The 22,941-nt window shown below is 70.3% G+C and carries 14 protein-coding genes, 1 tRNA gene and 2 rRNA genes (1 of these 17 only partly in view); 4 read left to right on the top strand and 13 right to left on the bottom strand.

The features are described 5' to 3' along the window. The first annotated feature begins 171 nt into the window (after positions 1–171). From OG553_RS07825 to OG553_RS07835, 3 genes are all read left to right on the top strand, one after another. A complete protein-coding gene (locus OG553_RS07825) occupies positions 172–888 on the top strand; it encodes a hypothetical protein (protein WP_405978298.1) in 717 nt (238 codons plus the stop codon). Positions 889–1,018: 130 nt separating this feature from the next. Then, on the top strand, positions 1,019–1,831 hold the full coding sequence (locus OG553_RS07830; RefSeq protein ID WP_405978299.1) for an Fpg/Nei family DNA glycosylase: 813 nt from the start codon (positions 1,019–1,021) through the stop codon (positions 1,829–1,831). Positions 1,832–1,863: 32 nt separating this feature from the next. Further along, positions 1,864–2,634 carry an SDR family NAD(P)-dependent oxidoreductase gene (locus tag OG553_RS07835; RefSeq protein ID WP_405978300.1) on the top strand — a complete coding sequence of 257 codons (771 nt, stop codon included), beginning with the start codon at positions 1,864–1,866 and terminating at the stop codon, positions 2,632–2,634. Here OG553_RS07835 and OG553_RS07840 read toward each other — a convergent pair. The 9 genes from OG553_RS07840 to OG553_RS07880 all read right to left on the bottom strand — a co-directional run bounded on the left by OG553_RS07840 (position 2,582) and on the right by OG553_RS07880 (position 16,977). Next, positions 2,582–2,866, bottom strand: a complete 285-nt coding sequence (locus tag OG553_RS07840) for a hypothetical protein (protein WP_405978301.1) — start codon at positions 2,864–2,866, stop codon at positions 2,582–2,584. The two genes, OG553_RS07835 and OG553_RS07840, sit on opposite strands and share 53 nt — an antisense overlap. Before the next feature lie 176 nt (positions 2,867–3,042). Continuing rightward, on the bottom strand, positions 3,043–3,423 hold the full coding sequence (locus OG553_RS07845; RefSeq protein WP_007266936.1) for a helix-turn-helix domain-containing protein: 381 nt from the start codon (positions 3,421–3,423) through the stop codon (positions 3,043–3,045). Positions 3,424–3,532: 109 nt separating this feature from the next. After that, positions 3,533–4,081: a CinA family protein gene (locus OG553_RS07850; RefSeq protein WP_405978302.1), complete on the bottom strand. Its 549-nt coding sequence runs from the start codon at positions 4,079–4,081 to the stop codon at positions 3,533–3,535. A gap of 17 nt (positions 4,082–4,098) precedes the next feature. Continuing rightward, entirely contained in the window at positions 4,099–4,755 is a 657-nt protein-coding gene (pgsA, locus tag OG553_RS07855) for a CDP-diacylglycerol--glycerol-3-phosphate 3-phosphatidyltransferase (protein WP_405978303.1), read from the bottom strand. Further along, positions 4,752–6,254: a 30S ribosomal protein S12 methylthiotransferase RimO gene (rimO, locus tag OG553_RS07860; protein ID WP_405978304.1), complete on the bottom strand. Its 1,503-nt coding sequence runs from the start codon at positions 6,252–6,254 to the stop codon at positions 4,752–4,754. The genes pgsA and rimO overlap by 4 nt, the downstream gene beginning before the upstream one ends. Positions 6,255–6,379: 125 nt before the next feature. Further along, positions 6,380–7,291 (bottom strand): RodZ domain-containing protein, encoded by a 912-nt coding sequence (locus OG553_RS07865; protein ID WP_405978305.1) that lies wholly within the window; start codon positions 7,289–7,291, stop codon positions 6,380–6,382. Between the two features lie 302 nt (positions 7,292–7,593). Then, entirely contained in the window at positions 7,594–10,389 is a 2,796-nt protein-coding gene (locus tag OG553_RS07870; protein WP_405978306.1) for a DNA translocase FtsK, read from the bottom strand. Between the two features lie 167 nt (positions 10,390–10,556). Then, positions 10,557–11,237 (bottom strand): two-component system response regulator, encoded by a 681-nt coding sequence (locus tag OG553_RS07875; RefSeq protein ID WP_125818620.1) that lies wholly within the window; start codon positions 11,235–11,237, stop codon positions 10,557–10,559. A gap of 235 nt (positions 11,238–11,472) precedes the next feature. Beyond that, positions 11,473–16,977 carry a HAMP domain-containing protein gene (locus tag OG553_RS07880; protein ID WP_405978307.1) on the bottom strand — a complete coding sequence of 1,835 codons (5,505 nt, stop codon included), beginning with the start codon at positions 16,975–16,977 and terminating at the stop codon, positions 11,473–11,475. Positions 16,978–17,144: 167 nt separating this feature from the next. Here OG553_RS07880 and OG553_RS07885 point away from each other — a divergent pair, with 167 nt between their 5' ends. Further along, positions 17,145–19,727, top strand: a complete 2,583-nt coding sequence (locus OG553_RS07885; protein WP_405978308.1) for a SpoIIE family protein phosphatase — start codon at positions 17,145–17,147, stop codon at positions 19,725–19,727. Between the two features lie 7 nt (positions 19,728–19,734). Here OG553_RS07885 and OG553_RS07890 read toward each other — a convergent pair whose 3' ends face one another. The 4 genes from OG553_RS07890 to OG553_RS07905 form a co-directional block, all read right to left on the bottom strand. After that, the gene (locus OG553_RS07890; protein ID WP_405978309.1) at positions 19,735–20,400 is read right to left on the bottom strand and encodes a hypothetical protein; all 666 of its coding nucleotides are present in this window, start codon (positions 20,398–20,400) and stop codon (positions 19,735–19,737) included. An 83-nt stretch (positions 20,401–20,483) separates the two neighbouring features. Next, positions 20,484–20,556, bottom strand: a tRNA-Thr gene (locus OG553_RS07895). Positions 20,557–20,561: 5 nt separating this feature from the next. Further along, positions 20,562–20,678: ribosomal RNA gene (rrf, locus tag OG553_RS07900) — 5S ribosomal RNA — on the bottom strand. 74 nt (positions 20,679–20,752) lie between these two features. After that, positions 20,753–22,941: ribosomal RNA gene (locus tag OG553_RS07905) — 23S ribosomal RNA — on the bottom strand; it runs 930 nt beyond the window's last position.

The following is a 22,941-nucleotide window of genomic DNA, read 5'->3' on the forward strand; positions in this document are numbered from 1 at the left end:
CGGGGACCCGGCCCGGTCTCGGCCCGGACACGTATGTCTTGGGCATGTCACGAAACTGCTGCCAGCCGCTCCACAGGGGCTCCAGGGCTGGCCCCGGCGCTTATCCGTGGCTTATCAAAGGTGATCACAGGCACCGCGCTCGGCGGTGCCCCTTCATGGGGGACAAGAACAGTGAGCTCCAACAGCATGCGCAGGACCACCCTCGCCGCGGCCGGCCTCGCCGTCGCCGGAACCCTCGTCCTGACCGGCTGCAAGGACGGCATCGAGGAGACCCCGGCGGCTCCGGCCGCGCCGTCCGCCGCCGCCTCCGCCGGTTCCTCCGCCCAGCCGGTCTCCCCGGCCGCGCCCAGCTCCTCGACGGGCTACGACGGCTCGGCGGGCGCCTCTGCCGCCCCGGGCGGTGCCGCCGGCGGCGCCGTCGCCAAGTCCGGCCAGTCCTTCAAGATCGGCGAGGCGGCCACGGTCCCGTTCAGCTACGGCAGCAACAAGGGCGGCCAGCTCGCCATCACGGTCACCGGCATCGACGCGGGCAACCCGTCCGACCTGGCCGCGGTGAACATCGCCCCCGACAAGGTGAAGGGCAAGACCCCCTTCTACATCCGCTACACGGTCAAGAACACCGGCAACACGGACCTGTCCTTCACCTCCGTCGGCCACATGAAGGGCCTGCTCGACGGCGGCAGCGAGTCCGACGTCCTCCTGATCGCCGGCAAGTTCGACAAGTGCCCGAGCGAGTCGCTGCCGAAGGGCTTCACCAACGGCCAGTCGCAGAACTCCTGCGCCGTGGCCCTGGCACCGACCGGCACCAAGGTCTCCGGCGCCCTGTACTGGGGCGACCCGTACAACAACCTGGCCTCCCCGCCGCAGAAGGGCCTCACCTGGAAGTGATGAGCGGCCCCGGCCCTCACCCCTCCTGATCCGCGAACCCCCTGCGGCGGCCACCCCGCCCAGGGGGTTCCGCGCGTCCCCTGCATGTCCGCGAGGTCCCACCGGACGCCCCCGCCCCGACAATGGCCCCATGCCCGAAGGAGACAGCGTCCACCGCGCGGCGGCCCGGCTGCACGCCGCCCTCGCGGGCCGGCCCCTCACCCACGCCGACCTGCGCGTGCCCCGCTTCGCCACCGCCGACCTCACCGGCCGCACCGTCCTCGACGTCACCCCCCGCGGCAAGCACCTCCTCGCCCGCCTCGAAGGCGGCCTCACCCTCCACAGCCACCTGGGCATGGACGGCTCCTGGAGGCTCTTCGACCCCGGCGAGAAGTGGCGCGGCGGCCCCTCCCACGAGATCCGGGCCGTCCTGTCCAACGCCGCCACCACCGCCGTCGGCTACCGGCTCCCCGTACTGGAACTGCTGCGCACCGCGGACGAGGCCCGGGCCGTGGGCCACCTGGGCCCCGACCTCCTCGGGCCCGACTGGGACGAGGCCCGCGCCGCCGCCAACCTCCTGGCCGACCCCGGCCGATCCCTCGGCGAGGCCCTGCTCGACCAGCGCAACCTGGCGGGCATCGGCAACATCTACAAGTGCGAGCTCTGCTTCCTCGCCCGGGCCACGCCCTGGACCCCGGTCGGCTCGCTCCCCGACCCCGCCGCCACCCTCCCGCGCATCGCGGCCGCCGCCCGGCGCCTGCTGGCGGCGAACACCGGCCACGGCGGCGCCCGCAACACCACCGGCAGCCGCCGCCCCGGCCGGGAGCTCTTCGTCTACGGCCGCGCCCACCGCCCCTGCCTGCGCTGCGGCACCCCCGTCCGGGAGGCCCCGCAGGACGGCCGGCCGACCTACTGGTGCCCCGGCTGCCAGTCCGGCCCGATCCCGGAGCACCCGGGCAGTTGACGCCCCGTCAGATCCGCTCGTACGGTCCTGGCATGCCCACACCGATCGCCACGTACGACCTCACCGGCCGCACCGCGCTCGTCACCGGAGCCGCCGGCGGCATAGGCCGCGCCACCGCCCTCCTCCTCGCCCGGGCCGGAGCCGCCGTCCACTGCGCGGACCGCGACGAACGGGGCCTCGCCGAGACCGCCGCCCTGATCTCCAAGGACGGCGGCTCCGCCACCGCCCACCCCCTCGACGTCACCGACCGGGCCGCCCTGCGGGCCGCCGTCGCCGCCGCGGGCCCCCTGGACATCGCGGCCGCCATCGCCGGCGTCATGCACACCAGCAGCGTTCTGGACACCACCGACGAGGACCTCGACCGGATCCTCGACGTCAACTTCAAGGGCGTCCTGCACACCTGCCAGGAGGCCGTCCGCGCGATGATCTCCGCCGGCCGCCCCGGCTCCGTCGTCACCATGGCCTCCGGCGCCGTGGACGCCGCCCAGCCCGGCCTGCTCTGCTACAGCGTCTCCAAGGCCGCCGTGGTCCAGCTCACCAAGACCCTGGCCACCGAGAGCGGCCCGCACGGGATCCGCGTCAACGCCGTCGCCCCCGGATGGATCCGCACCCCCATGACCGGCCGCCACGGCCCCGAGGTCCAGCAGCAGACGGAGGCGGCCATGGTCCGGATGTCACCGCTGGGCCGGGTCGGCGAGCCCGAGGACATCGCCCAGGCCGTGCTCTACCTGGCCTCGGACGCCTCGTCCTTCATGACGGGCCAGATCCTGCGCCCGAACGGCGGAGTGTCGATGCCCTGGTAGCCCCGGACCCGGACCGCTCCCCGGCGGCCCCGCGCAGGGGCCCCGGCACGCAGTGCACCGGCAGCAGCCCCAGGCCCCAGCCGCCGATCGCCACGGCGCCCTCCACCGGGCCCGCCTCGGCCGGCGCCAGCGCCAGCCGCAGCACCGCCCACCACCACAGCACCGCCACGGCCAGGGCGAGGGCCACCGCCACGAAGGGCACCGTCACAGGTATGCGCAGTAACCGCCGCACGGCGACCTCCCAGCAGGGCCGGTTCCCGGACGGGCCCATCCTCCCGCACCCTCCGCACCCCCGCACCCAGAACGCCCGGCAGCGGCCCCCGCGGGCTCCCGGAACGGCAAGGAGCCCCGGCCGGTGCTCTCGCACCACCCGGGGCTCCCGCCACGCTCACATAACCGTCGGCACGCTCAAGCGGCTACGACGTTCACCGCTTCCACGGGTGCCTTGATGGTCACCCGCTCGGGTCCGCCCGTGACCGAGGCCACGGAGACCGAATTGAGCATCGGGCGCACCGGTGCCGGCACCGGTTCGCTCGCGGCGGCCGACTGCGCGAGCTCCGCCAGCGACAGCTCGTCACTGACTTCGCGCATCAGCTCGGACATCCGTACGTCCAGCGCGTCGCAGATCGCGGAGAGCAGCTCGGAGGACGCCTCCTTCTGCCCCCGCTCCACCTCGGAGAGATAGCCGAGCGAAACTCGGGCGGACGAGGAGACTTCGCGCAGAGTACGGCCCTGGCGCTGGCGCTGCCGACGCAGCACGTCACCCAGCAGGCGACGGAGCAGAATCATCGGTGGCTCCCTCCTCTGACCGTGTAGCCGTAACCTTCACGCCCCACCGTACCGCCTCGCGCCGCGGCCGTGCGGGGAGCGATGTCGTGTTCACTCAGGGCTGCAAACATCAAATCCCCCCGTTCTGTTCCGTATCCTGCCCCCGCAGATTCTCGCGGAGTTCGCTCGAGAGGAGTTCGAGCACTGTCCGTACACTCTCCCTACGGATTTCCGCACGGGAGCCGTTCAACCGCAGCCGGGCCGTTTTCCTGCCCGCCGGACCCGCCACGGCGATGAAAACGGTGCCCACCGGCTGCCCGTCCTGGGGGTCCGGTCCGGCCACTCCGGTCGTCGCGATCCCCCACGACGCACCCAGCACCCGCCGCACACCGGCGGCCATCTCCTCCGCGACCTGCGCGTTCACCGCGCCTTCTGCCGCGAGCAGCTCCGCGTCCACCCCGAGGACACGGTGCTTCAGTTCAGTGGCGTACGCCGTGACCGAGCCGCGGAAGGCCCGCGAGGCCCCCGGCACGGCCGTCAGCTCGGAGGCCACCATTCCACCAGTCAGCGACTCCGCGACCGCAAGCGTCTGGTCACTCTCCGCGAGCAGCCTCAGCACGTCCTCGGCCACCCCCGCCGCCCCCGCGGCACCTTCCGCCGCTTCCGCGGCCTCCGGCACGTCCCCCGTCCCGTATGTCACTTCGAGGCCCGCTCCGCCGCCAGTCCGGCCCGGCGCAGCACCACGGCCTGCCGGATGTAGTCCAAACCGGTGACCACGGTCAGCACGACGGCGACGGCCATCACCCAGAACCGCATGGTCGCCAGCGGCCCGGTCAGCGCGAGCACGTACATGCCCACCGCCGTGCCCTGGGCCAGGGTCTTGAGCTTGCCGCCCCGGCTCGCCGGGATCACCCCGTACCGGATCACCCAGAACCGCATCAGCGTGATGCCGAGCTCGCGCCCGAGGATCACCCCGGTCACCCACCACGGCAGGTCCCCGAGCCAGGAGAGACACACGAGCGCCGACCCCATGATCGCCTTGTCGGCGATGGGGTCGGCGATCTTCCCGAAGTCCGTGACCAGGTTGTACGTCCTGGCGAGGTGCCCGTCGAACACGTCCGTGATCATGGCGACGGCGAAGGCCGCCCAGGCCAGCGCCCGCCAGACGGGGTCGTAGCCCCCGTCGGCGAGCAGCAGCAGGACGAATCCCGGCACGAGGACGAGCCGGATCATCGTCAGGATGTTGGCGATGTTCCAGAGGCTGGCCTGGTTGACGGCCGCAGTCCCGAGCTTCGTGCCGGGCGTGGGCCGGCGGCCGGTCCCGCCCGCCGCCGATGCCGGGACTCCGGTCATCCGGCCGCCTCCTCGAGTTCCATGCCCAGGGGCTCGGCGACGAGGTCGACGCCCAGGGTTCCGACCACCTTGGCGGTGACGATGCGGCCGGGGACCAGGCCCGCGCCGTCGGTGAAGACGACCTGGCCGTCGGTTTCGGGGGCCTGGTGGGCGGCACGCCCGTAGGCGCCCTCGCCCTCCTCCGCCTCGTCGAGCGGGACGACCGTCTCGACGAGCACCTCCAGGGTCTCGCCGATCCGCTCCTCCGCGCGCTGCGAGGTCAGCTCCTCGGCGAGCCGCTGCATGTGCGCGAGCCGCTCGGCGATGGTGTCCTCGTCCAGCTTGTCCTCGTAGCCGGCGGCCTCGGTGCCGTCCTCGTCGGAGTAGCCGAAGACGCCGATGGCGTCGAGGCGGGCGTGCGTGAGGAAACGCTCCAGCTCGGCGAAGTCCGACTCCTTCTCGCCGGGGAAGCCGACGATGAAGTTGGACCGGACGCCGGCCTGCGGGGCCTTGGAGCGGATGGTGTCCAGCAGCTCCAGGAAGCGGTCGGTGTCGCCGAAGCGGCGCATGGCGCGCAGCACGTCGGGGGCCGAGTGCTGGAAGGACAGGTCGAAGTACGGGACGACCTTGGGGGTCGAGGTGAGCACGTCGATCAGACCGGGCCGCATCTCGGCGGGCTGCAGGTAGCTGACGCGGACGCGCTCGATGCCGTCGACGGCGGCCAGCTCGGGCAGCAGGGTCTCCAGCAGGCGGATGTCGCCCAGGTCCTTGCCGTACGAGGTGTTGTTCTCGGAGACCAGCATGACCTCCTTGACGCCCTGCTCGGCGAGCCAGCGGGTCTCGCCCAGCACGTCGCTGGGGCGGCGCGAGATGAAGGAGCCGCGGAAGGACGGGATGGCGCAGAAGGAGCAGCGCCGGTCACAGCCGGAGGCGAGCTTCACGGAGGCGACCGGGCTCTTGTCCAGGCGGCGGCGCAGCGGCGCGCGCGGCCCGGAGGCGGGCGCGAGCCCGTCCGGCAGGTCGGCGGGGGCCGGGGCGGGCTCCTCGGCGGCCTGGGCGTGGCCGGGCAGGGCCACGTCGGCGCTCTGCCGCTCGGCGGGGCTGATCGGCAGCAGCTTGCGGCGGTCGCGCGGGGTGTGCGCCTCGACGCTGCCACCGTTGAGGATGGTCTGGAGGCGGTTGGAGATGTCGGCGTAGTCGTCGAAACCGAGGACTCCGTCGGCTTCGGGGAGCGCTTCGGCGAGTTCCTTGCCGTAGCGCTCGGCCATACAGCCGACGGCGACGACGGCCTGGGTCTTGCCGTGATCCTTGAGATCGTTGGCTTCCAGCAGGGCGTCTACGGAGTCCTTCTTGGCGGCTTCGACGAAGCCACAGGTGTTGACGACGGCTACGTCCGCGTCGGCGGCGTCCTCGACGAGCTCCCAGCCATCCGCCGCCAAGCGGCCTGCGAGCTCCTCCGAGTCCACCTCGTTACGGGCGCAGCCAAGAGTGACAAGGGCGACGGTACGGCGTTCGGGCATGGACTCAAGACTACTTCGTCCCGGCGCCCGCCCCCGCCGCAAGTCCCCCCACGACAAGATCCCCGGGGCCGGCGGCGGCCGCCGCGCGGGATCCCGGGGATCTGGAATTTCTTATTCCGTGCTGGTCAGCCCGCCTGGGCCTGGCCCTGGCGCGGGTCGTCCCTGGTGTAGGTGAGACGTTCGACCTGTCCCGACTCGAACCTCTCCTTGATCTCCTTGCCGTTCACGAACAGCTTGACGGCCCCGGCGTCGCCGAGGACGAGGTCCACGGACTCCTTGTCCGTGAAGGTCTTCGACTCGCCCTGTTCGAGGGTGCCGTCGAAGAGGAGCCGGCCGCTGTGGTCCTTCGCGGAGATCCAGCTCTCGCCGGAGTCGGCCGTCAGGACGACGGTGACGAGGTCCTTGGGGGCGGCGGCGATGGCGCTGTCCGAGGGCTCGGGCTTGGGAGCCTTGGGGGCCTGCGGGGTCGGCGCCGCCGGCTGCTTGCCCGCGGCCTGCTTGGGCGCGGGCTTCGGGGAGACGGAACCTTCCGCCACCGGCCGCTTGGACTGCTCGTCGCTGCCGCCGAAGGCGGTGAAACCCACGAAACCGATCACGGCGACGATGGCGGCGACCATGGCGGCGGTCCAGTTGGGCCGCTGCCGCTCGGGGCGGAGCCGCTCGGCCTCGAACATCGGCGCGGCGGGGGTGGGCGCCGGCCGGCCTCCGTGAGCCGCGTCGTAGCGCTCGACCAGGGGTGCCGGGTCGATGTGGACGGCGCGGGCGAGCGTACGGATGTGGCCGCGGGCGTACACGTCGCCGCCGCACCGCGTGAAGTCGTCCTCTTCGATCCCGTGCACGATCGGGATGCGCACGCGCGTGGTGGAACTGACCTCGTCGACGGTGAGCCCGGCGGCGATCCGGGCCTTCTTCAGGGTCGTCCCGATGGACGGCTCTTCGACGGAGCGCTCGACGATGCGGTCCTCGGACCGGTCCTCGGACCGGGCGTCGGTCGAAGGCCGCTCTTCTTCGGGGGAGTTGGAGTTGCCGATGGACACAAGGGCGCCTTTCGAGCGTGTAGCCACCTGCTGGATGTCCAGTCTAGGGGGGTGACGAAAGGGTGGGGCAACCGGAGGGTCCGCTTCCTACGCCATCCGAATGGCGAGGGAACGGCCGCCGGTGCCTCCCTCAACTTGACGCACGCCCAAGGGAAACGGTTGCCACCGGATCCGGTGACGATCCGGCCACGATCCCATTCGGTCGGGTGAGGCGGCCGGACCCCCGTTCTAGCGGGCCGCCCGGGTCCCCCGGGGATTCCGCTTCCCCCGGGACACGGGTGTCCCGGGGGGCTCCCGGCGCCCTACGGGACCTCCTCGCCGCGGATCACGGCGAGCACCCCGTCGAGCTCGTCGGGCTTGACCAGCACGTCGCGCGCCTTGGACCCCTCGCTCGGCCCGACGACCCCGCGGGACTCCATCAGGTCCATGAGCCGCCCCGCCTTGGCGAAGCCGACCCGCAGCTTGCGCTGGAGCATCGAGGTGGAGCCGAACTGGGTGGAGACCACCAGCTCCGCCGCCTGGCACAGCAGGTCCAGGTCGTCGCCGATCTCCTCGTCGATCTCCTTCTTCTGCTTCTGCCCGACCGTGACGTCGTCCCGGAAGACGGGCGTCATCTGGTCCTTGCAGTGCTGGACGATCCCGGCGATCTCGTCCTCGGTGACGAAGGCGCCCTGGAGGCGGACCGGCTTGTTCGCGCCCATCGGCAGGAACAGCCCGTCGCCCTTGCCGATCAGCTTCTCCGCGCCCGGCTGGTCCAGGATGACGCGGCTGTCGGCCAGGGAGGAGGTAGCGAACGCCAGCCGCGAGGGCACGTTCGCCTTGATCAGGCCGGTCACCACGTCCACCGAGGGCCGCTGGGTGGCGAGCACCAGGTGGATGCCGGCCGCGCGGGCGAGCTGGGTGATGCGGACGATCGAGTCCTCGACGTCGCGCGGGGCCACCATCATCAGGTCCGCGAGCTCGTCGACGATCACCAGCAGGTACGGGTACGGGTTGAGCTCGCGCTCGCTGCCCGGCGGCAGCTTGATCTTGCCGTCCCGGATCGCCTGGTTGAAGTCGTCGATGTGCCGGTAGCCGAAGGCGGCCAGGTCGTCGTAGCGCAGGTCCATCTCGCGCACCACCCACTGGAGGGCCTCGGCGGCCCGCTTGGGGTTGGTGATGATCGGCGTGATCAGGTGCGGGATGCCCTCGTAGGCGGTCAGCTCGACCCGCTTGGGGTCGACGAGGACCATCCGGACGTCCTCCGGGGTGGCCCGCACCATGATCGAGGTGATCAGGCAGTTGATGCAGGAGGACTTGCCGGAGCCGGTGGCCCCGGCGACCAGCACGTGCGGCATCTTGGCGAGGTTGGCCATGACGTAGCCGCCCTCGACGTCCTTGCCGAGCGCGACCAGCATGGGGTGGTCGTCCTCGGCGGCGTCCGCGAGGCGCAGTACGTCGCCCAGGTTGACCATCTCGCGGTCGGTGTTCGGGATCTCGATGCCGACGGCGGACTTGCCCGGGATCGGGCTGATGATCCGCACGTCCGGCGAGGCCACGGCGTACGCGATGTTCTTCGCCAGCGCCGTGATCCGCTCGACCTTCACCGCGGCCCCGAGCGTCACCTCGTACCGGGTGACCGTCGGGCCCCGGGTGAAGCCGGTGACCTGCGCGTCCACCTTGAACTCGGTGAACACGTTCGTCAGCGCCGCCACCACCGTGTCGTTCGCGGCGCTGCGGGTCTTTCCGGGCCCGCCCTTCTCCAGCAGCTCCAGCGAGGGAAGGGCGTACGTGATGTCCCCGCGCAGCTGGAGCTGTTCGGCCCGGGGCGGCAGCGGCTGGGCCGCCGGCGGGGTCTTCGTCAGGTCCGGCACCGACAGCGTCCCGGAGGCCGCCGAGGTCCGCTCGTGCGGGGCGTCGTCGAGCCCGCCGGCCGGAGCCGGGGCCTCGGCCGGGGCCGGGGCGGGCGCCTTGGCGGGGACGGGCCGCTCCTCGCGCGCGGGCGGCACCGGAGCGGTGATCTCCGCCCCCTCCTCCCGGGCGGAGATGCCCTGGGTGAGATCGGCGACCAGCGGGTTCGGCGGCAGCCCCCCGTAGACCACCCCGTCCAGCGCGGCCGCCGCCGCGGCGGCGACGTCGACGGCGTCCGGCTCGCGCCCGCCGGGCCGCGCGGCGCTCCGCCGGGGCCGGCGCCGCCGCGCCAGGGCCTCTTCCTCGGCCTCGTCCACCGTGCCGCCGGTGCGGGCCTGCCACTGCTCGGCGTCATGACGGTCGTGCCGGCCGGGCCGGTCGGAGCCCTCGTGCCGGTCCCCGTACCCCTCGTCGTACTCGTTGGGCTGGATCACCCCGAGCCGGATCCCGGCGCGGCGCAGCCGCTGCGGGATCGCCGCGACCGGGGTGGCGGTGACCACCAGCAGCCCGAACACCGTCAGCAGCACCAGCATGGGCACGGCCAGCGGCGCGCCCATGGTGAAGATCAGCGGCTTGGAGGCGGCCCAGCCGATCAGTCCGCCCGCGTTCTGCATGGCGGTGGTGCCCTCGTCCCGGCCGGGCGCCCCGCAGGCGATGTGCACCAGCCCGAGGACGCCGATGACCAGGGCGGACAGGCCGATGCCGATGCGTCCGTTGGCGTCGGTCTGCTCGGGGTGGCGGATGAAACGTGCCGCCATGACCCCCAGCAGGACCGGCACGAGCAGGTCCAGGCGTCCGAAGGCCCCGGTGACCAGCATCGTGACCAGGTCCCCGACGGGCCCGCTCAGGTTCGACCAGGTGCCGGCGGCGACGATCAGCGCGAGGGCGAGCAGCAGCAGCGCCACACCGTCCTTGCGGTGGGCCGGGTCCAGGTTCTTGGCGCCCCTGCCGATGCCGCGGAACAGGCCGCCGATGGCGTGCGCGAGACCGAGCCAGCACCAGCGGACCAGCCGCACCACTCCCCCGCTCGGCGACGGCGCCGGCTTCGCGGCGGCCTTCTTCGCCGGGGGGCGCCTGGCCGCGGCGGCCTTCTTCGCGGGGGGCTTACGCGGGGCCGCCTTCTTGGTCGGCGCCGTCGTACGGCCGGTGCGGCCCTTCGCGGTGCCCGCCGTGCTCTGGGAACCCTTGCCGGACGTACTTGAGGCCATGGGGCCGAGGTTACCTGTGCGCACGCCGGTGGACACGCGTGCCCACCCCTTCACCCGTTCGTGTCGCCCCGCCCTCAAGCGCTTTGACGGCGCGACAGAACTGACGGGTGGCCAGGGAGGTTGCCCGGCGGGCCGCTCCGCCGCGCGCGGCGGGCGGCCCGGTGGCCTCAGCCCTGCGCGGGCAGGACCGCGGCTCCCCCGCTGGCTCCCGGCTCCAGCGCGTCGAGCGCCCGCCTCAGCCCCGTCAGCTTCCGTTCCAGGTGGGCGGCCGTGGCGACCACCCCGGCGTCCGCCGAGTCCTCGCCGAGCTGCTTGGTCAGCGCCTCGGCCTGCTCCTCGACCGCCGCCAGCCGCGCCGAGAGCTCGGCGAGCAGCCCGGCCGTCTCCCGGCCGCCGTCGCCGTTGGTCCCGCCGCCCTCCAGCTGGAGGCGCAGCAGGGCCGCCTGCTCCCGCAGCTGGCAGTTCTTGGTGTAGAGCTCGACGAACACCGAGACCTTGGCGCGCAGCACCCACGGGTCGAACGGCTTCGAGATGTAGTCCACCGCGCCCGCCGCGTAACCGCGGAAGGTGTGGTGCGGACCGTGGTTGATCGCGGTGAGGAAGATGATCGGGATGTCCCGGGTCCGTTCGCGGCGCTTGATGTGCGCGGCCGTCTCGAACCCGTCCATGCCCGGCATCTGGACATCCAGCAGGATGACCGCGAAATCGTCCGTGAGCAGCGCTTTGAGCGCTTCCTCCCCCGACGACGCCCGGACCAGTGTCTGATCGAGCGCGGAGAGGATGGCCTCCAGCGCCAGCAGATTCTCCGGCCGGTCGTCGACCAGGAGGATCTTGGCCTTCTGCACCATGCCCTGTCCTCCTCGCCCCGGCATGGGGCCTCCCCGGCTCCTGGCTCCGGCATGCGCGCCGGGCCCCGCCCCAGAGGACGGCATCCTTGAGCCGTCCGTCCTTGTGCCGGTCATCGTAGCCCCAGTCCCGAGATCGCCACACCCTGTCACCAAGATGTCACTGTGCACGAAGCGGAAACGTGAGGGGAGACCCAAAGGTTCCCCTCCCGGTCCCCGCCCGCACACCGCCCTCCGATCAGTTTCCGCGCATGTGCTGTTCCATCACCGTCAGCAGGTAGTCGGGCTCGACCGGCTTCGTGACGTAGTCGGAAGCCCCGGAGTCGATGGCCTTCTCCCGGTCCCCCTTCATCGCCTTCGCCGTCAGCGCGATGATCGGCAGCCCCGCGAACTGCGGCATCCGCCGGATCGCCGAAGTCGTCGCGTACCCGTCCATCTCCGGCATCATGATGTCCATCAGCACGACCGACACGTCGTCGTTCTGCTCCAGGACCTCGATGCCCTCCCGGCCGTTCTCCGCGTACAGCACCGCCAGCCCGTGCTGCTCCAGCACGCTCGTCAGCGCGAACACGTTGCGGACGTCGTCGTCCACGATCAGCACCCGCTCACCGCGGAAGTCGTACGTCCGCGGCGGCGCCGGCGGCGGCTCCTCCACCTCCCACGCGTCGCCGCCCTCCGACTGCCCCGGCACCTCGGTGCGCGGCAGCGGACCGGCCGCCGGCTTGCGCCGGTGCCGGAACAGCGCCGACGAGCCCTGCCCGGCCCCCTCCGCCGACGGCAGCGCCTGCCGCGGCGGCGCCGCGCCCAGCGGGGCCGGCAGCACCGCGGGCAGCGGCTGCACCGCCGACGGCTCCTCCCCGGCCGCCCTGCGGTACTCCCCGCGCGCCCCGCCGGGCGTCGGCGGCGCGTACCCCTGCGGCGGCAGCTCGCTCGGGTGCAGCGGCAGGTACAGCGTGAACGTCGACCCCCGGCCGGGCTCGCTGGCCGCGTGGATCTCCCCGCCCAGCAGCCGGGCGATCTCCCGGCTGATGGACAGCCCCAGGCCCGTGCCGCCGTACTTGCGGCTGGTGGTGCCGTCGGCCTGCTTGAACGCCTCGAAGATCACCAGCATCTTGCTCGCCGCGATCCCGATCCCGGTGTCGGTCACGGAGAAGGCGATCAGGTCGGCGTCCGCGTCCCGCAGCGACCCGGCCTCCAGCAGCTGCTCCCGGATGGCCGTCGGCACGTCGGCACCTGCTGGCCGGATCACCAGCTCCACGGCCCCGTTGTCGGTGAACTTCACGGCGTTGGACAGCAGGTTGCGCAGCACCTGGAGCAGCCGCTGCTCGTCGGTGTGCAGCGTCGCGGGCAGCTCCGGGGAGACCCGCACCGAGAAGTCCAGCCCCTTCTCCGCGGTCAGCGGCCGGAAGGTGGCCTCCACGTAGTCCACGAGCTGGACCAGCGCGATCCGCGTCGGCGAGACGTCCATCTTGCCCGCCTCGACCTTCGACAGGTCGAGGATGTCGTTGATCAGCTGGAGCAGGTCCGAGCCCGCGCCGTGGATGGTCTCGGCGAACTCCACCTGCTTCGGCGACAGGTTCTCGTCCGCGTTGTCGGCGAGCAGCTTGGCCAGGATCAGCAGCGAGTTCAGCGGGGTGCGCAGTTCGTGCGACATGTTCGCGAGGAACTCGCTCTTGTACCGCATCGAGACCGCGAGCTGCTCGGCGCGCTCCTCCAGGACCTGCCGGGCCTCCTCGATCTCGGTGTTCTTCACCTCGATGTCCCGGTTCTGCTGGGCCAGGAGCTCGGCCTTCTCCTCCAGCTCGGCGTTGGCCGCCTGGAGGGCCTTCTGCCGGTTCTCCAGCTCGTCGGAGCGCTCGCGCAGCTGCTCGGTCATCTCCTGGGACTGCTTGAGCAGCATCTCCGTCTTGGAGTTCACGGAGATGGTGTTGACGCTCGTACCGATCATCTCGGCGATCTGGCTCAGGAAGTCCTTCTGGATCTGCGTGAACGGCGTGAACGAGGCCAGCTCGATGACTCCGAGCACCTTCCCCTCGAACAGCACCGGCAGCACGATCACGTGCGCCGGGGGCGCCTCGCCCAGCCCCGAGGAGATCTTCAGGTAGCCGGGCGGGGTGTTCTCGACGAGGATCGTCCGCTTCTCCTCGGCGACCGTGCCGATCAGCCCCTCGCCGGGCCGGAAGGAGATGGGCATCTGGCCGCCCGCGTACGCGTAGCTCCCGCGCATCCGCAGCTCGTACGAGCCCTCCGCGCCGCCGTCGGCCCCGATCTCGGGGGTCCCGCCGGCCGGGACGGCGAGGAAGAACGCCCCGTGCTGCGCGGAGACCACCGGGGTCAGCTCGCTCATGATCAGCGAGGCCACGTCGTCCAGGTCCCGGCGGCCCTGCATCAGGGCCGAGATCCGGGCGAGGTTGCCCTTGAGCCAGTCCTGCTCCTTGTTGGCCAGGGTGGTGTCCCGCAGGTTGACGATCATCGTGTTGATGTTGTCCTGGAGCACCTGGATCTCGCCCGCCGCGTCCACGTCGACCTTCAGGCTCAGGTCGCCGCGGGTCACCGCGGTGGCCACGGCCGCGATGGCGCGGACCTGCCGGGTGAGGTTGCCGGCCATCTCGTTCACGGACTCGGTCAGGTCCCGCCAGGTGCCGTCCACGTCCCGCACCCGGGCCTGGCCGCCGAGGATGCCCTCGGTGCCCACCTCGCGGGCCACCCGCGTCACCTGGTCGGCGAAGGAGGACAGCTGGTCGACCATCGTGTTGATGGTCGTCTTCAGCTCCAGGATCTCCCCGCGGGCGTCGATGTCGATCTTCTTGGTCATGTCGCCCTTGGCGATGGCTGTCGTGACCATGGCGATCTGCCGCACCTGCCCGGTGAGGTTGGACGCCATGAAGTTCACCGAGTCGGTGAGGTCCTTCCACGTCCCCGAGACGCCCGGGACGTGGGCCTGTCCGCCCAGCCGGCCTTCCGTGCCCACCTCACGGGCCACGCGCGTGACCTCGTCCGCGAAGGAGGACAGGGTCTTCACCATCGTGTTGACGGTGTCGGCGAGCTGCGCGACCTCGCCGCGCGCCTCGACGGTGACCTTCTTCGTCAGGTCGCCGTTGGCGACGGCCGCCGAGACCTGCGCGATCCCCCGCACCTGGGCCGTCAGGTTCCCGGCCATCGTGTTGACGTTGTCGCTGAGGTCCTTCCAGATGCCGGTGACCCCGCGCACCCGCGCCTGGCCGCCGAGGATGCCCTCGGTACCCACCTCGCGCGCCACCCGCGTCACCTGCTCCGCGAAGGACGACAGCTGGTCGACCATCGTGTTCACGGTGGTGACCAGTTCGAGGATCTCGCCCTTGGCGTCCACCGTGATCTTCTTGGAGAGGTCGCCCATGGCCACGGCCGTGGTCACCTCGGCGATGTTGCGGACCTGCGACGTCAGGTTGTTCGCCATGAAGTTGACGGACTGGGTGAGGTCCTTCCAGGTGCCGGAGACGCCCTTCACCTCCGCCTGCCCGCCCAGGATGCCCTCGGTGCCCACCTCGCGGGCCACCCGCGTCACCTGCTCCGCGAAGTTCGACAGCTGGTCGACCATCGTGTTGAGGGTGTTCTTCAGCTCCAGGATCTCGCCCCGGGCGTCCACGTCGATCTTCTGCGACAGGTCGCCGCGCGCCACCGCCGTCGCGACCTGCGCGATGTTGCGCACCTGCGAAGTCAGGTTCCCGGCCATGCCGTTCACCGAGTCCGTCAGGTCCCGCCACACCCCGGCCACACCGGGCACCTGCGCCTGACCGCCGAGCCGGCCCTCGGTACCCACGTCCCGCGCCACCCGGGTCACCTGCTCCGCGAACGCGGAGAGCTGGTCGACCATCGTGTTGAGGGTGTTCTTCAGCTCCAGGATCTCGCCCCGGGCGTCCACGTCGATCTTCTGCGACAGGTCGCCGCGCGCCACCGCCGTCGTCACCTGGGCGATCTGGCGCACCTGCGAAGTCAGGTTGCCGGCCATGAAGTTGACGGAGTCGGTGAGCTCCTTCCAGGTACCGGAGATCCCCTCGACCTTGGCCTGGCCGCCGAGCCGGCCCTCGGTGCCCACGTCCCGGGCCACCCGGGTCACCTGCTCCGCGAACGCGGAGAGCTGGTCCACCATCGTGTTCACGGTGTTCTTCAGCTGGAGCATCTCGCCCGAGACGTCCACGGTGACCTTCTGCGACAGGTCGCCGTTCGCCACCGCCGTGGTCACCTGGGCGATGTTGCGGACCTGCCCGGTGAGGTTGCGGAAGGCGGTGTTCACCGAGTCGGTGAGGTCCTTCCACGTACCGGCCGCCCCGGGCACCTGCGCCTGACCGCCCAGCTCACCCTCGACGCCGACCTCACGGGCCACACGCGTCACTTCCGCACCGAAGGACTGGAGCTGGTCCACCATCGTGTTGACGGTGTTCTTCAGCTCCAGCATCTCGCCGGCCACGTCGACCGTGACCTTCTGCGACAGGTCGCCGTTGGCCACGGCGGTCGTCACCTGGGCGATGTCCCGCACCTGCGTGGTGAGGTTGCGGAAGACCGTGTTCACCGAGTCGGTGAGGTCCTTCCACGTACCGGCCGCCCCCGGCACCTGCGCCTGACCGCCCAGCAGGCCCTTGGCGCCGACCTCGCTGGCCACGCGGGTGACCTCGTCCGCGAAGGTCCGCAGCGTCTCCGTCATCTGGTTGATCGTTTCGGCCAGCTGCGCGACCTCGCCGCGCGCGCTGACCCGCACCTTCTGCGACAGGTCGCCGTTCGCGACGGCCGTCGTCACCTGCGCGATCCCGCGCACCTGCGCCGTCAGGTTCCCCGCCATCGTGTTGACGGAGTCGGTCAGGTCCTTCCACACGCCCGCGACCCCGGGCACCTTCGCCTGGCCGCCCAGCTCGCCCTCCGTACCCACCTCGCGGGCGACGCGCGTCACCTCGGAGGAGAACGAGGACAGCTGGTCCACCATCGTGTTGACGGTGTTCTTCAGCTGGAGCATCTCGCCGGCCACGTGCACCGTGACCTTGCGCGACAGGTCGCCCTTGGCGACCGCCGTCGTGACGAGGGCGATGTCACGCACCTGAGCGGTGAGCCGGTACGCCATCGTGTTGACGGAGTCGGTCAGGTCCTTCCAAGAGCCCGACATTCCGCGCACCTGGGCCTGACCGCCCAGCTTGCCCTCGGTGCCGACCTCCAGCGCCACCCGCGTCACCTCGTCGGTGAACGCGGACAGCTGGTCGACCAGGTTGTTGACCGTCCGCCCGACCTTCAGGAACTCCCCGCGCAGCGGATGCCCCACCCCGTCCGGCGCCTGCGTCCGCAGGTCCATCCGCTGGTCCAGGTCGCCCTCGGCCACCGCCGACAGCACCCGGCCCACCTCGGACACCGGCCGGGCCAGGTCGTCCACCAGCTGGTTCGAGGCGTCGATCGCGGCCGCCCACGAGCCCTCGCAGGCCCCCGTCTCCAGCCGCTCGCTCAGCTTGCCCTCACGGCCCACCATCCGCCGGACCCGGGACAGCTCACCGGTCAGGTGCAGATTGCGGTCGGCGACCTCGTTGTAAACGGCGGCGATCTCCGCCATCACGCCTTCGCCGGACACCGTCAGCCGCTTGCGGAAATTCCCGTCCCGCATCGACACCAGGGCCGTGAGCAGGCGGTTCAGAGCGGCGGTGTCGACTTCCGTGGTCCCGTTCCGCCGGGACCGCCCGCCCTTGGGCCGCGTTCCCGTACGCCGCACCGCTGCGCCAGACTCCACCGTGTCCCTCCCGAAAGGGTCGACCTGTGTACCACCGGACACCGGCTGTCCAAGAGCCGGCTCTCCAAGCCTGCCCAGTGTTTCACCCTGGCCGAACCCGGCGATAACACTTCGGCACCATCGCACACCGGCCGCACCCCGCGGGTGGAATCCGCTGCGACGGCCTCATGGCGACCGCGAAGGTAAGTAACCTGGCATCCGATGTCCAACCGCGTCGAAGGAGACTCGTGATCACGGCACGGGCGGCTGCCAGTTTCGACCCCCAAGGGCGGTCGGTCGCCGCCGCCCGCGCGTTCGTGCGCGACACGCTGCAGGGCTGGGGCTTCGCGGACATCGTCGACGACGCGGTCGTGCTGACCAGCGAGCTCGTCACCAACGCCGTGGTGCACGCCGGAACCAGGGCCGAGGTCCTGTGCCTGCGCGCCGAGGACGGCGTACGCGTCGAGGTCGCCGACCGCTACCCGGAGCGCGAGCTGCCCCTGCGGCACCCCGGCGAGCGCCCGTACGCCGACCCCGACCGCGAGAGCGGCCGCGGGCTGATGCTCTGCGCCGCCCTCGCCACCCGCTGGGGCGTCGAGTACACCGCCACCCACAAGCACGTGTGGTTCCGCCTCGACCTCCCGGACCGTCCGGTCGGTACCCGCTCCGCGGGCCCCGTCGTACCGGACCAGTTCCTGCCCCTGGCCGAGAGCCGGGTCCGCGTCGCCGTCCTCCAGATCGACGGCACCGACGTCATCTCCGCCTGGAACGAGGACGCCGAGCACATCTTCGGCTACCCCGCCGGCAAGGCCGTCGGCCGTCCCCTCTCCGAGATCGCCGCCTGGCCCCAGACCCCGGGCACCGGCACCGGCGTCGCCGAGGCCCTGCGCCTGTCCCGCTGGGAGGGCAGCTACGGCATCCGCGGCGCCGACGGCCGCGTCATCCCCGTCTACGCCTCCCACCTGCGGGTCCGCGACGCCCACGGCGAGCCCTCCATCGTCTGCCTCCTCGTCCACGACGACGAGCGGGCCCTGCTCCAGACCCCCGTACGCGTCCCCTCCTCCGACGGCCAGCACAGCGAGCCCCGCCCCGCCGACCCCTTCGAGGTCTTCATCGGCTCGCCCGCCCCCGACGACCTCGACGGACTGCTCCAGCGCACCGTGGAGCGGGCCCGCGACATGCTCGACGCCGACGCCGCCTTCCTGCTGCTGGCCACCGACGACGAGACCGAGCTGGAGGTCCGCGCGACCACCGGCCTGCCCTCCACCCGCCAGCGCTTCGCCCGCGTCCCCGTCGAGGCCGGCACCAGCCGCTACGGTTCGGCCCGCCTGCCCGCCGTCCACGACGACCTCTCCGTCGTCCCGGGAGCCGTACCGCTCCTGGAGTCCACCGGCATGCGCTCCGTCGTCACCGTCCCCCTCAAGGTCGAGGGCCGCCTCACCGGCTCCCTCGGCGTCGCCGCCGAGGGCCCGGGCCGCTACACGAACGAGGAGGCCCTGCGCCTCCAGTTCGCCGCGGACCGCATCGCCCTCGCCGTCGAGTCCGCCCGTCTCGGCGAGCTGGAACGGCTGCGCCGAGGCTCCCTGTCCTTCCTCGTCGAAGCCTCCGACCTGCTCGCCGGCACCCTCGACCGGGACCAGACCCTGGCCCTCATGGCCCAGATGACCGTCCCGACGCTCGCCACCTGGTGCGCCGTCTACACCATCGCCGACCAGGCCTCCGACCCCTACCTCGCCTACGTCCTGCACGAGGACGAGGAACGCATCGACGGCCTGAAGGCCCTGCTGTCCCGCGTCGACCCGCCCGAACCGGTCCGCGAGGCCGGCGCCCGCCCCTGGCCGGCGACGGCCGCCGCCGTCGGCGGCGAGACCGTCGTCCTGCCGCTGCTCGCCCGCAACCGGGTGATCGGCATGCTGACCCTCGGCAAGCCCAGCGAGGAGCACTTCCGCCAGGAGATCCTCGAACTCGCCGACGACCTCTCCCGCCGCGCGGCCCTGGCCCTGGACAACGCGCGCCTCTACTCCGAGCGCACCGCCATCAGCCGCTCCCTCCAGCGCAGCCTCCTGCCGCCCGGCTCCCCCGCCATCCCCGGCATGGAGGTCGAGGTCATCTACCGGGCCGCCGGCGAGGGCAACGAGGTGGGCGGCGACTTCTACGACGTCTTCCCGATCCGCGACGGCGCGTACGGATTCGCCATCGGCGACGTCTGCGGTACGGGCCCGGAGGCGGCAGCCGTCACCGGCCTGGCCCGGCACGCCCTGCGCCTCCTGGCCCGCGAGGGCCTCGGCGGCCCGGCGGTACTGGAGCGGCTCAACGCGGCGATCCTCGACGAGGGCGCCCGCAGCCGCTTCCTGACCCTCCTCTACGGGGAGCTCCACCCGCTGCCCGACGGCGGCGCCCTGATGAAGGTCGTGTGCGCGGGCCACCCCCTCCCGCTGCGGCTGCGCCCGGACGGCGAGGTCACGCCGGCGGCGGAACCGCAGCCGCTGCTCGGCGTGATCGACGACCTCGACCTCTACGAACAGACCATGACCCTCGACCCGGGCGACGTCCTGCTCTGCGTCACGGACGGCGTCACCGAACGCCGCGAGGGCACCCGGATGCTCGGCGACGACGGTCTCGCGGAGGTCCTCACCACCTGCACCGGCCTCACGGCGGGCGCGGTCGCCTCCCGCGTCCTGCGCGCGGTGGAACGCTTCGCGGCCGAACCGGCCTCGGACGACATGGCCATCCTGGCCTTCCGCGTCCCCCAGCAGCGCGAAGCCTCCTGAGCCCCCCTTACTGCTTCGGGTCCGGCTCCGGCTTCCGGATGAGCGGAACCCCGAGGACGTCGCGTACGTAGTTCTCGACGAACCCGGGCAGCCACACCTCGGCGGCCATTTCCTCGAACACCTTCACGACGCGCTCGTCCGGCTCGTCGGTGAGGAGGACGATCCGCCAGGTGTTGGTGGGCCGCCCGGCCGTGCCTGCGACACCGTGCTGTACGTGGAAGAGCGGCTGTCCCGTCCCCGCGGCCAGCGGACCTCCCGGTGCCGCCGGGAACCCGGCACGGCCGAGGAAGGTGACCACCTTCTCCTGGTGGTCGAGGTACACCTCTTCGAGAACGAGCCCGTACTCGTCGGGACGCAGCCAGATCCGCTGGGCCGACCGGCGTACGAAGACGTCGCCGAGCTCCCCGCCGTCCCGTCCGGGCACCCACGCGGCAGCGGAGCCGGCCTGTACGACGTAGGGGATGAAGGCGGCCGGATCGCCGGCCTTCCGTACTTCCATGTCCCACAGCACGTCCGCGGTGAGGGCCACCGGCCCGTCCGCCTCGTACCGCTCCGCGAGGACGGCGTTGACGTCGACCGGCGGCAGCTCGGCACGCGTGTGCCTAGCGTCGTTCCACGCGCTCTCGAATTCGGCCTGGGCCGCCTTGTTGTCCAGCATTTGCGTGCTCTCCACGTCCGTAGGCTGTCGCGCCGTGAACGAGGCTAGAACGCAAAAAAGGCCCCCGCCATCAGGCGGGGGCCTTTTTGTCATGTCAGAGCCCTTTAACGGAATCGAACCGTTGACCTTCTCCTTACCATGGAGACGCTCTACCGACTGAGCTAAAAGGGCGGGTTGTTCGGCGGCGTCCTACTCTCCCACAGGGTCCCCCCTGCAGTACCATCGGCGCTGAAAGGCTTAGCTTCCGGGTTCGGAATGTAACCGGGCGTTTCCCTAACGCTATGACCACCGAAACACTATGAAGTTGAACTCAAGCCGGCAAGGCGAGTTCGTTACTTCAGAACTAACACAGTGGACGCGAGCAACTGAGGACAAGCCCTCGGCCTATTAGTACCAGTCAGCTCCACCCGTTACCGGGCTTCCACATCTGGCCTATCAACCCAGTCGTCTACTGGGAGCCTTACCCTCTCAAGGAGGTGGGAATACTCATCTTGAAGCAGGCTTCCCGCTTAGATGCTTTCAGCGGTTATCCTTTCCGAACGTAGCCAACCAGCCATGCCCTTGGCAGGACAACTGGCACACCAGAGGTTCGTCCGTCCCGGTCCTCTCGTACTAGGGACAGCCCTTCTCAATATTCCTACGCGCACAGCGGATAGGGACCGAACTGTCTCACGACGTTCTAAACCCAGCTCGCGTACCGCTTTAATGGGCGAACAGCCCAACCCTTGGGACCGACTCCAGCCCCAGGATGCGACGAGCCGACATCGAGGTGCCAAACCATCCCGTCGATATGGACTCTTGGGGAAGATCAGCCTGTTATCCCCGGGGTACCTTTTATCCGTTGAGCGACGGCGCTTCCACAAGCCACCGCCGGATCACTAGTCCCGACTTTCGTCCCTGCTCGACCCGTCGGTCTCACAGTCAAGCTCCCTTGTGCACTTACACTCAACACCTGATTGCCAACCAGGCTGAGGGAACCTTTGGGCGCCTCCGTTACCCTTTGGGAGGCAACCGCCCCAGTTAAACTACCCATCAGACACTGTCCCTGATCCGGATCACGGACCGAGGTTAGACATCCAGCACGACCAGAGTGGTATTTCAACGGCGACTCCACAACCACTGGCGTGGCTGCTTCAAAGTCTCCCACCTATCCTACACAAGCCGAACCGAACACCAATATCAAACTGTAGTAAAGGTCCCGGGGTCTTTCCGTCCTGCTGCGCGAAACGAGCATCTTTACTCGTAGTGCAATTTCACCGGGCCTATGGTTGAGACAGTCGAGAAGTCGTTACGCCATTCGTGCAGGTCGGAACTTACCCGACAAGGAATTTCGCTACCTTAGGATGGTTATAGTTACCACCGCCGTTTACTGGCGCTTAAGTTCTCAGCTTCGCAACCCCGAAAGGTCACTAACCGGTCCCCTTAACGTTCCAGCACCGGGCAGGCGTCAGTCCGTATACATCGCCTTACGGCTTCGCACGGACCTGTGTTTTTAGTAAACAGTCGCTTCTCGCTGGTCTCTGCGGCCACCCCCAGCTCACGGAGCAAGTCCGATCACCAGTGATGGCCCCCCTTCTCCCGAAGTTACGGGGGCATTTTGCCGAGTTCCTTAACCATAGTTCACCCGAACGCCTCGGTATTCTCTACCTGACCACCTGAGTCGGTTTAGGGTACGGGCCGCCATGAAACTCGCTAGAGGCTTTTCTCGACAGCATAGGATCATCCACTTCACCACAATCGGCTCGGCATCAGGTCTCAGCCTTAATGTGTGACGGATTTGCCTACCACACGGCCTACACCCTTACCCCGGGACAACCACCGCCCGGGCTGGACTACCTTCCTGCGTCACCCCATCGCTTACCTACTACCACCTTGGATCGCCGGCTCCACCACTTTCCTTTCCCCGAAGGGTCCGGAACGGCTTCACGGGCTTAGCATTAATGGATTCGATATTGGGCGTTTCAAAGCGGGTACCGGAATATCAACCGGTTGTCCATCGACTACGCCTGTCGGCCTCGCCTTAGGTCCCGACTTACCCTGGGCAGATCAGCTTGACCCAGGAACCCTTAGTCAATCGGCGCACACGTTTCTCACGTGTGTATCGCTACTCATGCCTGCATTCTCACTCGTGAACCGTCCACAACTAGCTTCCGCTGCTGCTTCACCCGGCACACGACGCTCCCCTACCCATCACAGCGGGCGTTGGCCCTATTGCTGCAATGACACGACTTCGGCGGTACGCTTGAGCCCCGCTACATTGTCGGCGCGGAATCACTTGACCAGTGAGCTATTACGCACTCTTTCAAGGGTGGCTGCTTCTAAGCCAACCTCCTGGTTGTCTCTGCGACTCCACATCCTTTCCCACTTAGCGTACGCTTAGGGGCCTTAGTCGATGCTCTGGGCTGTTTCCCTCTCGACCATGGAGCTTATCCCCCACAGTCTCACTGCCGTGCTCTCACTTACCGGCATTCGGAGTTTGGCTAAGGTCAGTAACCCGGTAGGGCCCATCGCCTATCCAGTGCTCTACCTCCGGCAAGAAACACACGACGCTGCACC

It is taken from the genome of Streptomyces sp. NBC_00158 (assembly GCF_045160885.1).
Classification (GTDB): domain Bacteria; phylum Actinomycetota; class Actinomycetes; order Streptomycetales; family Streptomycetaceae; genus Streptomyces.

Bases quoted from the DNA above. Each gene is read 5' to 3' on its own strand.
- OG553_RS07830 (WP_405978299.1), top strand. From the start codon at position 1,019: ATGCCCGAAGGAGACAGCGTCCACCGCGCGGCGGCCCGGCTGCACGCC.
- OG553_RS07835 (WP_405978300.1), top strand. From the start codon at position 1,864: ATGCCCACACCGATCGCCACGTACGACCTCACCGGCCGCACCGCGCTC.
- OG553_RS07845 (WP_007266936.1), bottom strand. From the start codon at position 3,423: ATGATTCTGCTCCGTCGCCTGCTGGGTGACGTGCTGCGTCGGCAGCGC.
- pgsA (WP_405978303.1), bottom strand. From the start codon at position 4,755: ATGACCGGAGTCCCGGCATCGGCGGCGGGCGGGACCGGCCGCCGGCCC.
- rimO (WP_405978304.1), bottom strand. From the start codon at position 6,254: ATGCCCGAACGCCGTACCGTCGCCCTTGTCACTCTTGGCTGCGCCCGT.
- OG553_RS07870 (WP_405978306.1), bottom strand. From the start codon at position 10,389: ATGGCCTCAAGTACGTCCGGCAAGGGTTCCCAGAGCACGGCGGGCACC.
- OG553_RS07875 (WP_125818620.1), bottom strand. From the start codon at position 11,237: ATGGTGCAGAAGGCCAAGATCCTCCTGGTCGACGACCGGCCGGAGAAT.
- OG553_RS07885 (WP_405978308.1), top strand. From the start codon at position 17,145: ATGGCGACCGCGAAGGTAAGTAACCTGGCATCCGATGTCCAACCGCGT.